General features: G+C 56.8%; 14 protein-coding genes and 1 riboswitch. Of the genes, 8 read left to right on the top strand and 6 right to left on the bottom strand.

Annotated features, from left to right (window positions below; genetic code table 11):
* Positions 1–9: 9 nt before the first annotated feature.
* The 3 genes from AAH446_RS05225 to bioA form a co-directional block, all read right to left on the bottom strand.
* Positions 10–690 (bottom strand): type 1 glutamine amidotransferase domain-containing protein, encoded by a 681-nt coding sequence (locus AAH446_RS05225; protein ID WP_342905625.1) that lies wholly within the window; start codon positions 688–690, stop codon positions 10–12.
* 11 nt (positions 691–701) lie between these two features.
* Entirely contained in the window at positions 702–1,745 is a 1,044-nt protein-coding gene (locus AAH446_RS05220) for an NADP-dependent oxidoreductase (RefSeq protein WP_342905624.1), read from the bottom strand.
* Between the two features lie 105 nt (positions 1,746–1,850).
* Positions 1,851–3,140, bottom strand: a complete 1,290-nt coding sequence (gene bioA, locus AAH446_RS05215) for an adenosylmethionine--8-amino-7-oxononanoate transaminase (protein ID WP_342905623.1) — start codon at positions 3,138–3,140, stop codon at positions 1,851–1,853.
* Positions 3,141–3,228: 88 nt separating this feature from the next.
* Between bioA and bioB the strand changes: the two genes are divergently transcribed.
* Genes bioB through bioD form a run of 4 tightly spaced genes read left to right on the top strand, consistent with a single transcriptional unit; the run spans position 3,229 to position 6,821 of the window.
* Positions 3,229–4,260 (top strand): biotin synthase BioB, encoded by a 1,032-nt coding sequence (gene bioB, locus AAH446_RS05210; protein WP_342905622.1) that lies wholly within the window; start codon positions 3,229–3,231, stop codon positions 4,258–4,260.
* Positions 4,261–5,415, top strand: a complete 1,155-nt coding sequence (bioF, locus tag AAH446_RS05205) for an 8-amino-7-oxononanoate synthase (protein WP_342905621.1) — start codon at positions 4,261–4,263, stop codon at positions 5,413–5,415. It begins immediately after the preceding gene.
* Positions 5,396–6,154, top strand: a complete 759-nt coding sequence (gene bioC / locus AAH446_RS05200; protein WP_342905620.1) for a malonyl-ACP O-methyltransferase BioC — start codon at positions 5,396–5,398, stop codon at positions 6,152–6,154. Before bioF ends, bioC begins: the two co-directional genes overlap by 20 nt.
* Positions 6,147–6,821, top strand: a complete 675-nt coding sequence (bioD, locus tag AAH446_RS05195) for a dethiobiotin synthase (protein ID WP_342905619.1) — start codon at positions 6,147–6,149, stop codon at positions 6,819–6,821. Before bioC ends, bioD begins: the two co-directional genes overlap by 8 nt.
* A gap of 45 nt (positions 6,822–6,866) precedes the next feature.
* Here the strand turns inward: bioD and AAH446_RS05190 are convergent, their stop codons facing one another.
* Together AAH446_RS05190 and AAH446_RS05185 are read right to left on the bottom strand one after the other, a co-directional pair.
* Positions 6,867–7,583 carry an ABC transporter ATP-binding protein gene (locus AAH446_RS05190; RefSeq protein ID WP_342905618.1) on the bottom strand — a complete coding sequence of 239 codons (717 nt, stop codon included), beginning with the start codon at positions 7,581–7,583 and terminating at the stop codon, positions 6,867–6,869.
* Positions 7,584–7,812: 229 nt separating this feature from the next.
* Positions 7,813–7,968 (bottom strand): hypothetical protein, encoded by a 156-nt coding sequence (locus AAH446_RS05185; protein WP_342905617.1) that lies wholly within the window; start codon positions 7,966–7,968, stop codon positions 7,813–7,815.
* A 531-nt stretch (positions 7,969–8,499) separates the two neighbouring features.
* Between AAH446_RS05185 and uvrB the strand changes: the two genes are divergently transcribed.
* The 3 genes from uvrB to AAH446_RS05170 all read left to right on the top strand — a co-directional run bounded on the left by uvrB (position 8,500) and on the right by AAH446_RS05170 (position 12,156).
* Positions 8,500–10,530, top strand: a complete 2,031-nt coding sequence (gene uvrB / locus AAH446_RS05180; RefSeq protein WP_342905616.1) for an excinuclease ABC subunit UvrB — start codon at positions 8,500–8,502, stop codon at positions 10,528–10,530.
* A gap of 676 nt (positions 10,531–11,206) precedes the next feature.
* A complete protein-coding gene (locus tag AAH446_RS05175; RefSeq protein ID WP_342905615.1) occupies positions 11,207–11,668 on the top strand; it encodes a helix-turn-helix domain-containing protein in 462 nt (153 codons plus the stop codon).
* Positions 11,668–12,156 (top strand): PIN domain-containing protein, encoded by a 489-nt coding sequence (locus AAH446_RS05170; protein ID WP_342905614.1) that lies wholly within the window; start codon positions 11,668–11,670, stop codon positions 12,154–12,156. Before AAH446_RS05175 ends, AAH446_RS05170 begins: the two co-directional genes overlap by 1 nt.
* Before the next feature lie 246 nt (positions 12,157–12,402).
* On the opposite strand, the gene AAH446_RS05165 is transcribed toward AAH446_RS05170, so the two are convergent.
* A complete protein-coding gene (locus tag AAH446_RS05165; protein ID WP_342905613.1) occupies positions 12,403–13,311 on the bottom strand; it encodes a gluconeogenesis factor YvcK family protein in 909 nt (302 codons plus the stop codon).
* Positions 13,312–13,498: 187 nt separating this feature from the next.
* Positions 13,499–13,631: riboswitch (molybdenum cofactor riboswitch) on the top strand.
* On the opposite strand from AAH446_RS05165, the gene moaA reads away from it, so the two are divergent.
* The gene (gene moaA / locus AAH446_RS05160) at positions 13,618–14,607 is read left to right on the top strand and encodes a GTP 3',8-cyclase MoaA (protein WP_342905826.1); all 990 of its coding nucleotides are present in this window, start codon (positions 13,618–13,620) and stop codon (positions 14,605–14,607) included. It overlaps the preceding riboswitch by 14 nt.
* Positions 14,608–14,620 lie beyond the last annotated feature (13 nt).

Below are 14,620 nucleotides of genomic sequence, written 5' to 3'. Positions count from 1 at the left end.
CCTCCTGTTTTATTGATGAAGCAGTTTCAGCAGCTCTTCGGCCGCTGCTGCGGAGGATGCGGGATTCTGTCCGGTCACCAGATGACCATCCGTCAGCGTAAACACGCCCCAGTCATCGGTTTTCTCAAACTGCGCCCCCAGCGATCTCAGCGCATCCTCTACCAGGAAAGGTACCACATTCGTCAGCCCGACCGCCTCTTCTTCGCTGTTGGTAAACCCCGTCACCCTTTTACCTGCCACCAGCGGCGTGCCGTCAGGTTTTTTCACGTGGCGAAGTACGCCCGGCGCATGGCAAACGGCACCCACCGGCTTACCGTTAGCGTAGAAATTTTCAATCAGCTCAATGCTTTTGCGATCTTCCGCCAGATCCCACAGCGGTCCGTGACCGCCCGGATAGAACACCGCGTCGAAATGGCTGCTGTCAATTTTCTCAAGCTGCTGGGTATTCGCCAGCGACTGCTGTGCGCTGATATCGTGGCGGAAGCGTTCGGTATCGCTGGTCTGCGCGTCAGGTTCATCGCTTTTTGGATCCAGCGGCGGCTGACCGCCTGCCGGGGAAGCCAGTACTACATTGATGCCGGCATCGCGAAAGATATACCAGGGGGCGGCAAATTCTTCCAGCCAGAAACCGGTTTTCTTGCCGGTTTCGCCCAGCCTGTCGTGTGAGGTTAATACCATTAGCACTTTCATACTGCTCTCCTTTACGGATTATCACCGGCGACGCGGATCAGCACCTTGCCGAAATTTTGACCTTCAAGCATGCCGATAAAGGTTTCAGGTGCCTTATCCAGACCCTCAACGATATCTTCGCGGAAGACGAAGCGGTCTTCTGCCACCCACTGGCTCATCTGGCTGAAGAACTCACCGAAGCGATGGCCGTAATCCTGGGTAATGATGAACCCCTGTACGCGCAGACGCTTGCGCAGGATGGCGCTCTGGAAGGGTTGCAGACGGTCGGGACCGGTGCCCGGTTCGCTGCTGTTATAGTCGGCAATCAGGCCACAGACCGGGATGCGGCCTTTGGTGTTCATCAGCGGCAGGACGGCATCGAAAACTTTGCCGCCGACGCTTTCAAAATAGACATCTATTCCGTCGCGGCAGTAGCGCTTGAGCGCTTCTTCCAGGCCCTGCGAACGGTGGTCCAGACACTTATCAAAGCCCAGCACTTCCTCGGCGTAGCGGCACTTCTCTTCACCGCCGGCAATGCCGACCACATAACAGCCTTTCAGTTTGGCAATCTGGCCAACCATCGATCCGACGGCACCGGTAGCGGCGGCCACCACGACCGTTTCGCCGGGCTGAGGGTTACCAATATCCAGCAGCCCCATATAGGCAGTAAAACCGGTCATACCCAGCATACCCAGCGCCCAGGAAGGGTGCTTCAGTACCGGACCGCTCAGCTTGAAGAGATCTTTGCCATCGGAAATTGCGAAGTCCTGCCAGCCGCTCTGGCTGACCACCCAGTCACCGGGCGCGTAATCGTCGTGACTGGACTGTTCAACGATAGCCACGGTGCCTGCGCCCATCACCTCATCTATGGCAACCGGTGGCACATAAGAGGGGGCATCGCTCATTCTGCCGCGCATATAGGGGTCGAGCGAAAGCCAGACGGTGCGAAGTAAAACCTGACCCTTACCAGGAGAGGGAACGTGCTGAGATTCAAGGCGGAAATTTTCTTCCGTCGGTGCGCCCTGAGGGCGGGAAGCCAGCACGATGCGGCGATTAGTTTGTTTATCTTGCGGCATATATTTGCTCCTCTGCGAGATGTTATCCCGTAAAAGCGTAGTGCATCAGCGCCATCGCCGCCTGGCGCTCTGTGCCATAAAGAGATTGTGACAGGGTTAAGCCACTCAGCAGAGAAACAGATCGGGGCGATCCAGCGCATCTGTGATGGCCTTGGTCAGTAAAGCCAGCGCCTCCGGAGCAATAATATAGGGCGGCATCAGGTAAATTAACCGGCCAAACGGTCGGATCCAGACGCCGCGTCCAACAAAAAATGCCTGAATTGCCGCCATGTTCACCGGCTGGTGCGTTTCCACCACGCCAATGCTGCCCAGCACCCGCGCATCCTTCACGGCGGCGTGTGCGTTAAGCGGCAGCAGTGCCTTGCGCAGCTGCGCCTCAATGGCGGCAACCTGCTGCGGCCAGTGATTTTCCTGCAGCATCGCCAGGCTTTCACTGGCGACGGCGCAGGCGAGCGGGTTGGCCATAAAGGTCGGGCCGTGCATAAAACAGCCCGCTTTGCCGTTGCTGATGGTATTGGCGACCTCGCGGGTGGTCAGCGTGGCGGACAGCGTCATGGTGCCACCGGTCAACGCCTTGCCGACGCAGAGGATATCGGGCGAAATCCCGGCGTGTTCGCAGGCGAAAAGTTTGCCGGTGCGGCCAAAGCCGGTGGCGATCTCATCGGCAATCAGCAGGATGTTGTGCCGGTCGCACAGTTCACGTACCCGTTGCAGATAGCGGGGATGGTAAAAGCGCATTCCTCCGGCACCCTGCACGACAGGTTCCAGAATAACGGCTGCGATCTCGCCGGCATGCTGCACCAGCTGGTGGGCGAAATCATCAATGTCGTTCTCCTGCCAGTCGTCGCTGAAGCGACAGGTTGGCGCAGCGGCAAACAGATGCGCAGGCAGATATCCCTGATAAAGGCTGTGCATTGAATTCTGGGGATCGCAGACCGACATCGCCGCAAAGGTATCGCCATGATAACCGTTGCGCAGTGTGAGGAAGCGCTGACGCTTTTCGCCCCGCGCCTGCCAGTACTGCAAGGCCATTTTCATCGCGACTTCAACCGCGACCGAGCCGGAGTCCGCCAGGAAGACGCAGGTCAGATTTTCGGGCGTCATCGCTACCAGCTGGCGACAGAGTGCCACGGCGGCAGGGTGGGTGATGCCACCAAACATTACGTGTGACATCTGTTCGATTTGCGCCGTCATCGCCCGGTTCAGGCGGGGATGATTGTAGCCATGTATCGTCGCCCACCAGGAGGACATGCCGTCAACCAGTTGACGGCCATCCGCCAGCTGAAGCGAGGTTCCCTGTGCAGCCACGACCGGCCATACCGGCAGCGGTTCGCTCATCGAGGTATAGGGATGCCAGATATGGTCACGGTCAAAAGCGAGATCGGAAGGGGTCATAAAAAACTTGTAAACCAAAATTAAAAAAATTAGTTTACAAGTATAACCAGACCGTCACCACAAACGACAGAATTATTTGGAGCATGCAATGGCAACCCGCTGGACGATTGCGCAGGCACAGGCCCTGTTTGATAAGCCCTTTCTTGAATTGATGTTTGAAGCGCAGCAGGTTCACCGGCAACACTTCGACCCGCGCCAGGTGCAGGTCAGTACGCTGCTGTCGATCAAAACCGGCGCCTGCCCTGAGGACTGCAAATATTGTCCGCAGAGCGCCCGCTATAAGACCGGGCTGGAATCGGAACGGCTGATGGAGGTGGAAGAAGTGCTCAGCTCCGCGCGTAAAGCGCGGGCGGCCGGGTCCGATCGCTTCTGTATGGGCGCGGCCTGGAAGAATCCGCATGAGCGCGATATGCCTTACCTGGAGCAGATGGTCCGGGGCGTCAGGGAAATGGGCCTGGAAACCTGCATGACCCTGGGGACGTTGAGCGAAGCACAGGCTCAGCGACTGGCGAATGCCGGGCTGGATTACTACAACCATAACCTGGATACCTCGCCCGAATTTTACGGCAACATCATTACCACCCGCAGCTATCAGGAGCGCCTGGATACGCTGGGCAAAGTGCGCGATGCCGGGATAAAAGTCTGCTCGGGCGGCATCGTTGGCCTGGGAGAAACCGTTAACGATCGTGCCGGGCTGCTGGTGCAGCTGGCTAACCTGCCGACACCGCCGGAAAGCGTGCCGATTAATATGCTGGTGAAAGTCAAAGGCACCCCGCTGGCGGATAACGACGATGTCGATCCCTTCGATTTTATCCGCACTATCGCCGTGGCGCGCATCATGATGCCAGCCTCCCACGTGCGTCTTTCCGCCGGACGTGAGCAGATGAGCGAGCAGACCCAGGCGATGTGCTTTATGGCGGGCGCGAACTCAATATTTTACGGCTGCAAGCTGCTGACCACGCCGAACCCGGAAGAGGATAAAGATATGCTGCTGTTCCGTAAGCTCGGGCTGAACCCGCGTCAGACCACGACCGACGCGGGCGATAACGAACAGCAGCAGGCGCTGGCCGGGCAGCTGCTTCAGGCCGATACCGACCAGTTCTATAACGCGGCCCGCTGAATGAGCTGGCAGCAACGGATCGATCTGGCGCTCACCGCCCGCCGTGAGAAAGCGCAGTTCCGGCAGCGACGGATCAATCAGCAGGGCGATGTGCGAAAGATCAGGATTGAAGGGCGGGACTATCTCAATTTTGCCGCGAATGATTATCTTGGACTGAGTCAGGATCCCAGCATTATCAACGCGTGGCAGCGCGGTGCCGGTCGCTACGGCGTCGGCGCTGGCGGTTCCGGCCACGTCACCGGCTACCATCAGGCCCATGCGGCGCTGGAGGAGCGTCTTGCCCGCTGGCTGGGATTTCCCCGCGCGCTGCTGTTTATTTCGGGATTTGCGGCGAATCAGGCAATTATTGCGGCAATGATGGCGAAAAATGACGTCATTTACGCAGATAAACTCTCTCACGCCTCACTGCTGGAAGCGGCGGCGCTCAGCCCGGCGACCCTGCGTCGCTTTGCGCATAATCAGCCGGATGCCCTCAGCAAACTCTTTGCTAAACCCGCCGTGGGAGAGGCGCTGGTGGTGACGGAAGGCGTCTTCAGCATGGACGGCGACAGCGCGCCGCTGGCGGCGTTGCAGGAAATTACCCGGCTGCACGGCGGCTGGCTGATGGTGGACGACGCGCATGGCGTGGGCATCGTCGGCGAAGAGGGGCGCGGCAGCTGCTGGCAGCAGAAGGTCAAACCCGAGCTGTTGGTGGTCACCTTCGGCAAAGCGTTTGGCGTCAGCGGCGCGGCGGTGCTCTGCCAGAACGACACGGCGGATTATCTGTTGCAGTTTGCCCGCCATCTGGTTTACAGCACGGCGATGCCGCCCGCTCAGGCTTACGCGCTGGACGCCGCGCTCAGCCGTATCCGGGAGGCTGACGATTTGCGCGAGCGGCTACAGAAAAATATCCGGCATTTCCGGCAGGGCGCGCGGGAAAGAGGGCTGTTGCTCTCACCCTCCGCCAGCGCTATTCAGCCACTGATTGTGGGGGACGAGCGTCGGGCACTGACGCTGGCGGACACGCTGCGCCAGCAGGGATGCTGGGTAACGGCTATCCGTCCGCCCACAGTACCGCCCGGTACGGCCCGGCTGCGCATCACGCTCAGCGCGGCGCATCAGGCGGAAGATATAGAACGACTTCTGGAGGTATTGCATGACGCAGGAAGTCAATAAAGACGCGGTCGCGCAGGCTTTTGGCCGTGCGGCCCGGCATTACAACCAGCATGCTGAACTCCAGCGGCTGAGCGGCGAGGGACTGGCGGCGCTCGCCCGCCGGAAGCAGGGAATGCGCGTGCTGGACGCCGGCTGCGGCACGGGCTGGTTCAGCCGCCGCTGGCGTCAGGCGGGCAATCACGTCACCGCGCTGGATTTGTCAGCGGAAATGTTGCAGCAGGCAGAGCGCGCGCAGGCGGCGGACCTCTACCGCCAGGGCGATATTGAGGCGCTACCCTTTACCGGCCCGGCGTTCGATCTTTGCTGGAGTAATCTGGCGGTGCAGTGGTGTGGCGATCTGCGGCGTGTGCTGACGGGGTTTCAGCAAATCATCCGTCCTGGAGGCCAGGTGCTCTTCTCAACGGTCGCCGATGGCTCGCTGCATGAACTGAGCACCGCCTGGCAGAATTGTGGCCTGGCCGCGCCGGTAAATGCTTTTTTAACGTCAGAAGAGATTGCCGCTGCGGGAGAGGGGCTGGCACTGAGGCTCCAGCCGCACAGCATCACCATGGCGTTCCCCGACCTGCTCAGCCTGCTTCGCTCTTTAAAAGGGATTGGAGCTACCCATTTACACCAGGGGCGCAGCGGCGGTCTGCTAACCCGTGCCCGCCTGCAACAGCTTGAGCGTGAGTGGCCGCAGGATCGGCGTGGTTACCTGCTCAGCTATCATCTGATTTATGGAGTGATTCACCGTGACTGAACGCTGGTTTATTACCGGAACCGATACGGAAACGGGCAAAACGGTCGCCAGTACCGCGCTGCTTCAGGCGGCGAAGCTGGCAGGATGGCGCAGCGTAGGGTACAAACCGGTCGCCTCAGGCTGTGAGCTGACGCCGGAAGGCGTGCGGAACAGCGATGCGCTGGCCCTGCAAAAATACTCTGCGCTGACGCTGCCCTATGACAGCATTAACCCGCTGGCCTTTATTGAGCCGACGTCGCCCCACATTGTCAGCGCGGAAGAGGGCCGGCCCATCACGTTTCAGCAGCTTTCAGCTGGCCTTCAGGCGCTGACGCAGCAGGCGGACTGGGTGCTGACCGAAGGCGCGGGCGGCTGGTTTACTCCCCTGTCAGCCAGTACAACCTTCGCGGACTGGGTAGAGCTGGAGCAGCTGCCGGTGGTGCTGGTCGTCGGCATCAAGCTGGGCTGTATCAATCACGCCATGCTGACCGCGCAGGCGATAGCCGCGAGCGGCCTGCGGCTGGCTGGCTGGATCGCCAATGATATCCAGCCGCCGGGAAAACGGCACAGGGAGTACCTCGACACGCTCCGGCTGCGGCTGCCCGCGCCGCAACTCGGCGAAATCCCCTTCTTAACGGAGGCCGCCGCGTTCGATAACCTCGGGCAGTATGTGACGCTGCCTGCCTGACTTTTATCGACTTGCCGGAGCAGCCTGCGCGCTCCGGCCTTTTCCTCATACCCTGAGCCAGGTATTCACCATACTCTCATCCAGCTGTGCAACCTCACCATGAGCGACATTACGTCCGCGATGCAGCAGTAAAAAGTAATCAGCCACTTTGCGGATAAACGAGAGGCGCTGTTCAAGAAGCAGGATCGTCAGACCAAAATCGTGGTTCAGAATATGGATCAGGTTCCCCGTCTCCTCCTCCAGCCACGGCGACATCCCTTCGGTCGGCTCATCCAAAATTAGCAGCTTGGGCTGCAATACCAGCGCCCGGGCCAGCGCAAGCTGCTGTTGCTGCTCTGGCGGCAGTTCTCCGCTGCGCTGGTGCCGCAGGGAATAGAGCATGGGAAAGAGCGCATAAACGGAGGGCGGTATGGCCCGGTGGCGATCCTCGCCTGCGCCAGCCAGCAGCGCAATATGCAGATTATCCTCTACGCTGAGCTGTGAAAAAATATGCCCCCGTTGCGGCACATAGCCAATCCCCAGCGCCGCCCGCTGCTCTACCGGCTGCAACAGCAGATTCTGCGGCGGCAGATTCGCCTCCTGCCAGATCATGGTACCGCTGTTAACCGGCAAGTGGCCCATGATGCAGTTCACCAGGGTGGTTTTGCCCATGCCGGCCTGGCCCAGCACGCCGGTGCAGGTGCCGGGCGGCAGATCCAGATCCACATCCCAGAGAATATGATTTTGCCCATAGAACTGATTTACCGAACGTAAGCTGAGCATCTGACTCTCTCCTCCAGACAGTTTTCGATCGCACCTGATTGCATCAGCTCTCCGGCTGTGACACAGCTTCAGCGCTTCGCAGGAAAAGCCTGCGGCTCTGTGCATCTCGCTCTGGTGTTGAGAAACGCGAGGTGGTTATCTGATAGCTTGCAATTCGTGGGCCAGAACCTTCTTTTTTGCTGCAGCATGATGAAAACGGGTCGTTAGCGCCAATGATTAGTCAATGTTGTTAATTAATTGCTTCTGGAAATTGTTCGCTGCACTTCGCCAGTGCCGGGCGCGGATCAAAAGTAGTGCAATTGCCTGTCATCAGGGCAAAAGAAGGGAGGATAATCGGTGCAAAAAGCACGCCTGAAGGGCTGGCAGCAGCGACGGAAATATGCATAACCAACGTGCCAGTTGTGCGAAAAGCGGATAAAAAAAACCAAAAAAAAATATTTCGCCGGGCGACGGCGGCCTTACGCCGATTTATACACATCAGTCTGGTTGGGCGCTGAAATCAGTTATCCACCATTCCTGTGGATAACCATGTGTATGAGTGGCTTAAAACCCTTGCGAAACGAGAGCGGGCGCGGGCTGGCTACGAGTTGGTGTGAAACTCGTCTTGCGATTGAAGTTATTTAAAATCAGCAAGTTGGTGAAAATCAAGCGCTGGAATAATCTGACTTGTCCGGATGACGTCATTTTGTCAGCGACACTTGACAAATGTTAAATGCCGCTCCTGGCTGGGGATAACCCATGTGCTGGCTGCGGGATGGCAGGGTGCGCTAAAGTGAGCCACAGCACTACGGACGTTTTCTGCTGCCATCATGCAATATCACTGGTTTTATATCCAGTATTTTTTGCTGGCAAAATCGCCATGGCAGAGTAAAATAAGATCCCTGTTCGCGTAAATTCATCACCAGGTAGCCCCTCAATGAGCAAAGTCTTTAAACTCAACTCCGAATTCAAACCGTCAGGCGACCAGCCGGAAGCGATCCGTCGTCTTGAGGAGGGCCTGGAGGATGGGCTGGCACATCAGACGCTGCTGGGCGTGACCGGCTCGGGGAAAACCTTTACCGTTGCCAACGTCATCGCCGATCTGAACCGCCCAACCATGGTGCTGGCGCCTAACAAGACGCTGGCCGCCCAGCTCTATGGGGAAATGAAAGAGTTCTTCCCCGACAATGCGGTCGAGTACTTTGTCTCTTACTACGATTATTACCAGCCAGAAGCCTATGTGCCCAGCTCGGATACCTTTATCGAAAAAGACGCCTCGGTAAACGAACATATCGAGCAGATGCGGCTTTCCGCGACAAAAGCGCTGCTGGAGCGCCGCGATGTTATCGTCGTGGCCTCGGTGTCGGCCATTTATGGCCTGGGTGACCCCGATCTCTATCTTAAAATGATGCTGCACCTTTCACGCGGCATGGTTATCGATCAGCGCGCTATTCTGCGGCGGCTGGCGGAATTGCAGTACACCCGCAACGATCAGGCGTTTCAGCGCGGCACCTTCCGCGTGCGCGGCGAGGTTATTGATATCTTTCCGGCCGAGTCGGATGACTACGCCCTGCGCGTTGAGCTGTTTGATGAAGAGGTGGAGCGGCTCTCCATTTTCGATCCGCTGACCGGGCAGATCGATTCGGTTATCCCGCGCTATACCATCTATCCGAAAACGCACTACGTGACGCCGCGTGAACGTATCCTCCAGGCGATGGAAGATATCAAAGATGAGCTGGCCGACCGCAAGAAAGTGCTGCTCGCCAATAACAAACTGCTGGAAGAGCAGCGTCTTTCTCAGCGCACCCAGTTTGACTTAGAGATGATGAACGAGCTGGGCTACTGCTCGGGGATCGAGAACTACTCCCGCTATCTGTCCGGCCGTGGCCCCGGCGAAGCGCCGCCGACCCTGTTCGATTACCTGCCCGCTGACGGCCTGCTGGTGGTGGATGAGTCACACGTTACCATTCCACAGATTGGCGGTATGTATCGCGGCGACCGGGCGCGTAAAGAGACGCTGGTGGAATATGGCTTCCGTCTGCCCTCCGCTTTGGATAACCGCCCGATGAAGTTTGAAGAGTTTGAGGCGCTCGCGCCGCAGACCATCTATGTTTCCGCCACGCCGGGGAACTATGAGCTGGAGAAATCCGGCGGTGAGGTTATCGATCAGGTGGTGCGGCCTACCGGGCTGCTCGACCCGCTGATTGAAGTGCGTCCGGTAGCGACCCAGGTGGACGATCTGCTGTCGGAAATCCGCAAACGCGTGGCCATCAATGAGCGCGTGCTGGTCACGGTGCTGACCAAGCGTATGGCGGAAGATCTGACCGAATACCTTGAAGAGCACGGCGAGCGGGTACGCTACCTCCATTCCGATATCGATACCGTGGAGCGGGTGGAGATTATCCGCGATCTGCGCCTGGGCAAATTTGATGTGCTGGTGGGCATCAACCTGCTGAGGGAAGGGCTGGATATGCCGGAAGTGTCGCTGGTGGCGATTCTGGATGCGGATAAAGAGGGCTTCCTGCGCTCCGAACGCTCCCTGATCCAGACCATTGGCCGCGCCGCCCGTAACGTCAACGGTAAGGCGATCCTCTACGGCGATAAGATCACCCCTTCCATGGAGCGGGCCATCGGCGAGACGGAGCGTCGCCGCGAGAAGCAGGAAATTTACAACAAAGAACGGGGCATTGTGCCGCAGGGCCTGAATAAGAAAATCGCCGATATCCTTGAGCTGGGCCAGGGCATTAACAAGGCCAAAACCAAAGGACGGGGCGCAAAATCGGGACGTGCCAGCATTGTGGAAGAGGATGCCGCTTATCTGGATATGTCGCCGAAGGGACTCCAGAAGAAAATCCACGAGCTGGAAGCCCAGATGCAGCAGCATGCGCAGAACCTGGAGTTTGAAGAGGCGGCGCACGTGCGCGATCTGTTGCATGAAGCCCGCGAGCTGTTTATCGCCGCCTCATAGTTGAAGTCGTAAACCGTTTCGTTTTTGCTATTGCTGGTGGAATCAATAAGGCTTTGTGGGATATCAAACCTGGCCCCGGATTGAGACGTGATAATGCTCTTGGGCCTGCGCTTTCCTGGTGGTGGTCGAGCGCAGCAGAGCTAACCGGTCCGCCATCAGTATGCGGATCGTTAAGCCTGACCTGACCCGCACCAGACATTTTTGAAAACTCGCCTGACACTTCATCTACCCGCACTTTAAACCCATTGACACGTCACTTAATGAGGCGGGAAGCATGTCGGTAATTAGATTGTCACGGCAAGGGGAGTAGGTAACGGGATCGGCCATAATTAAAAATGCCATCGTTAAAGACAGACTCCACCAGCACAGGCTTGTTCTGAGATAAGGTAGCGGTAAGAATACGTTGAACCATTACTACACCTCAGAAAGCAAAAAAAAGCTGTAAAGGCGGTTTCTCTGGTTGCTGTGATGGTTTCGGCGGTCGCGCTGAAAATTGTGCGTAACTAAAAGCGTTACTCGTCGAAAGCATCGCTCTACGCACCGTATCATTTCGTTTGTTTCGAATGTTGCCCATTTCGTTTGTTTCGTTTAAGCTTGAGAAATTGATGTTTCTGCACCATAAGCGTGCCGCATAAACCTCAAAAACTGAAAAGTCATAGAAACCTGGAAGATACTTATGAAAAGCTCAATTCTGGACAATTTAAGCCTGCCAGCTCAGAAAGAAATTGAGGTTGCTTTACGTGGACAAAGAGAACTTGCAACATTTCTCTCTACAAAATTTGAAACGCAAAACATTACAATTCAGGATGCAAACGACAAAACCCATCAGATCGAGCTACCAACGTCATCATTGACGCTGCTAATGAATATCTTAGGGGAACTGGCCGAAGGCAACGCGGTTCAGATAGTCCCGGTTCATGCTGAATTAACGACACAGGAAGCCGCCAATATTCTAAATGTTTCACGTCCTCATATGGTGAAACTTTTAGAGGATGGGAATCTGCCATTTCATAAAACGGGCCGTCATCGCCGCGTGCTCTTTGCCGATCTGATGCGTTATAAAGCTCAGCGCGAAAGTGAAAGTAATGATGCCATGCAGGAGTTGGCTGATGTAAGTCAGGAACTCGGTTTTTACTAATGAATCATTCGCCTTATCCGGTTGTACTTGATGCCTGTGTCATCTATCCAAATATGCTGCGTGACCTGCTTATGCGGCTTGGACTAAGTGGGTTATACCAGCCAAAATGGTCTGCTACTATTCACGATGAATGGCAAAGAAACTTAATTAACAATATGCCGGAAGTAATCCCGGAAAAGGTTAAGCATGTTGAGGCGCTGATGAACAAAGCGCTTCCTGATGCTCTTGTAACTGGTTTTGAGCCATTAATTCCGGGGCTAACATTACCTGATCCAGATGACAGGCATGTATTAGCTGCTGCGACAAGGTGCAACGCAGAGGTTATCGTTACCTTTAATATGAAGGATTTTCCCAAGGATAATTTTGCGCAGTTTGGTATTGAAGCGATGCACCCGGATGAATTTATTTCAGACTTATTCGATCTTAATCAGGCACTGGTTTTGAATGCTGTACGCACGCAACGATCAAGCCTTAAAATCTGCCTATGAGCGCAGCGTTATACCTGGAATCTCTTCTAAAGCTGGGATTACCAATGACCGTTAAAGCTCTTGAAGGTTACCGGTTCATGATCTAGCCCGCCCATGGCAGGCTGTTTTTAAAAGGTTTTATATCAACGGTCAGATGTAGGGAGCAGTACAAGCATCTGGTGTCTGGAGGTTTTGGGCAATCCACTTCTCCCAATGAGCGCGGGGCTTCGTGAAGGTGCGCATTGCCACCCGCGTCCGGGCGGCATGTCAGATTATCGACTGGATGGCATGCTCAAGCGCGGCATGAAGCAGCTGGCGATCGTGGCGATATTTAACGTCGTTCGCCTCCAGCGGCTCCTGAATCACCACACGATCGCTGAGGTGGCGGGCATCAATGCCGGGACCGACCACTACCGCATCAATGACCTTCTTGCCGATGGTCCCCTCCATCAGCCCGAGCTTATCGGCCAGCGTCAGCCGGGCCGCCGCCGGGCTGAGCTCTCTGCCCAGATTATCAATAAACACCATGGTCGCCGGGGTGCGTCGCAGCGCCTGCGCCATATCCGGCATCAGCAGCACCGGCATCAGGCTGGTATAGAAGCTGCCGGGGCCAATTAAAATCAGGTCCGCTTCGCCCACGGCTTCGATCGCTTCCCGGGTCGCTTTTACCGTCGGTGAAAGCATCATTTCGCGCGGCGGCTGTGGCATACGATCAATGTCAGTTTCGCCATAAACCGTATTTCCCTCATCGTCGATCGCAACCAGATCGACGGGCTGCTCGGACATCGGGATCAGAAAAGCGTCCACCTTGAGTAAATTGCGGATCAGATTGATCGCTTCGACGGGCCGGACGCTGAGATGATCCAGCGCTTTCAGCATCAGGTTACCCAGGTTATGGCCGGCCAGTTCGCCATTGCCCGCGAAGCGGTATTCAAACATTGCCGAGGCTACGCTCGGTTCAGCGATAAGCTGATTAAGGCAGTTACGCATGTCTCCCCACGCAATGCCGCCTTCGGAGCGGCGAATGCGGCCGGTTGAGCCGCCGTTGTCCGTGGTGGTGACGATGCCCGTCAGCCGTGAACCCAACGGGGAAAGGGCGGACATAACACGGCCCAGGCCGTGCCCGCCGCCTAAAGCCACCACGCGATCGAGGTCAGCCAGTGTGCGGTTACGCATATCACTCCTTCATTGTTATAGGGCGGCGCGTTGACCCAGCGCAAAGCCGGGAATTGCCCGCTATCTTATCCTGCCTTTCGGGGAAAAAGCTGTGAAAATACGTTATATATCAAAATATATAGCGAAACGCTACGCTGGTAACATGGCGCTAATAGCAGTAGAATTTTCCTACCATGATTTACCGATGTCCGGTTTATCACACTTAGCCCTGGCACCTACGTCTCCTGATAGGGTGCCCTGGCCGCAACGCTCCGTTGCCAGGGTGCAGAAAGAAATGCCTGCATCTCCCGTATTTGGAAAGGTGTCCTGGTGTCACAATTTACCGATAGCTTCGACCGCAGCTTCTATTATCTGCGCCTGTCGATTACCGACGTTTGCAATTTTCGCTGTAACTACTGCCTGCCTGACGGCTACAAGCCGCAGGGCGTCGCCAATAAAAGTTTCCTGACGCTGGATGAAATCCGGCGCGTGACCCGTGCCTTTGCGGCGGCGGGAACGGAAAAGGTGCGGCTGACCGGCGGCGAGCCTTCGCTGCGGCGCGACTTTACCGACATTATCGCCGCGGTGCGGGAAAACCCCGCTATTCGCAAACTGGCCGTCACCACCAACGGCTACCGGCTGGCGCGTGACGTCGCACAGTGGCGGGATGCGGGTCTGACCGCGCTGAACGTCAGCATCGACAGCCTGGATGCCCGGCAGTTTCACGCCATTACCGGCCAGGATAAGTTTCATCAGGTGATGAGCGGCATTGACGCGGCCTTTGAGGCGGGCTTCAGTAAGGTGAAGGTGAACACCGTGCTGATGCGCGACGTCAATCACAACAGCCTGCACACCTTCCTTGAATGGATCCGCAAACGGCCCATTCAGCTACGCTTTATTGAGCTGATGGAGACCGGCGACGGCGGTTCGCTGTTTCGCAAGCACCACATCTCCGGTGAGGTTATCCGCGACAGCCTGCTGATACAGGGCTGGACGCGTCAGCCGCGCGAGCGCAGCGACGGCCCGGCGCAGGTGTTCACCCACCCTGATTACCAGGGTGAAATCGGCCTGATCATGCCCTACGAAAAAGATTTCTGCGCCAGCTGCAACCGGCTGCGGGTTTCCGCGACCGGCAAGCTGCATCTCTGCCTGTTTGGTGACGGCGGCGTTTCCCTGCGTGACTTGCTCCAGACGGACGATCAGCAGGCCGAGCTTCAGGCGCGCATCGCCGCCAGCCTCCGCACCAAAAAGCAGACGCATTTCCTGCATCAGGGCAATACCGGCGTGACGCAGAATCTCTCTTATATCGGTGGCTAACTAAGGAGGCAAA

The organism is Erwinia psychrophila (genome assembly GCF_039023475.1).
In the GTDB taxonomy this organism is placed as follows: Bacteria; Pseudomonadota; Gammaproteobacteria; order Enterobacterales; family Enterobacteriaceae; genus Erwinia.
The sequence above is the reverse complement of the archived record's forward strand: the minus strand, read 5'-3'. Positions and strand labels throughout refer to the sequence as shown.

What these genes read in the sequence shown, in the direction of transcription:
- AAH446_RS05220 (WP_342905624.1), bottom strand. Translation starts at nt 1,745, where the DNA reads ATGCCGCAAGATAAACAAACTAATCGCCGCATCGTGCTGGCTTCCCGC.
- bioF (WP_342905621.1), top strand. Translation starts at nt 4,261, where the DNA reads ATGAGCTGGCAGCAACGGATCGATCTGGCGCTCACCGCCCGCCGTGAG.
- AAH446_RS05190 (WP_342905618.1), bottom strand. Translation starts at nt 7,583, where the DNA reads ATGCTCAGCTTACGTTCGGTAAATCAGTTCTATGGGCAAAATCATATT.
- bioB (WP_342905622.1), top strand. Translation starts at nt 3,229, where the DNA reads ATGGCAACCCGCTGGACGATTGCGCAGGCACAGGCCCTGTTTGATAAG.
- bioC (WP_342905620.1), top strand. Translation starts at nt 5,396, where the DNA reads ATGACGCAGGAAGTCAATAAAGACGCGGTCGCGCAGGCTTTTGGCCGT.
- AAH446_RS05170 (WP_342905614.1), top strand. Translation starts at nt 11,668, where the DNA reads ATGAATCATTCGCCTTATCCGGTTGTACTTGATGCCTGTGTCATCTAT.
- AAH446_RS05175 (WP_342905615.1), top strand. Translation starts at nt 11,207, where the DNA reads ATGAAAAGCTCAATTCTGGACAATTTAAGCCTGCCAGCTCAGAAAGAA.
- bioA (WP_342905623.1), bottom strand. Translation starts at nt 3,140, where the DNA reads ATGACCCCTTCCGATCTCGCTTTTGACCGTGACCATATCTGGCATCCC.
- AAH446_RS05165 (WP_342905613.1), bottom strand. Translation starts at nt 13,311, where the DNA reads ATGCGTAACCGCACACTGGCTGACCTCGATCGCGTGGTGGCTTTAGGC.
- AAH446_RS05185 (WP_342905617.1), bottom strand. Translation starts at nt 7,968, where the DNA reads ATGCATATTTCCGTCGCTGCTGCCAGCCCTTCAGGCGTGCTTTTTGCA.
- AAH446_RS05225 (WP_342905625.1), bottom strand. Translation starts at nt 690, where the DNA reads ATGAAAGTGCTAATGGTATTAACCTCACACGACAGGCTGGGCGAAACC.
- uvrB (WP_342905616.1), top strand. Translation starts at nt 8,500, where the DNA reads ATGAGCAAAGTCTTTAAACTCAACTCCGAATTCAAACCGTCAGGCGAC.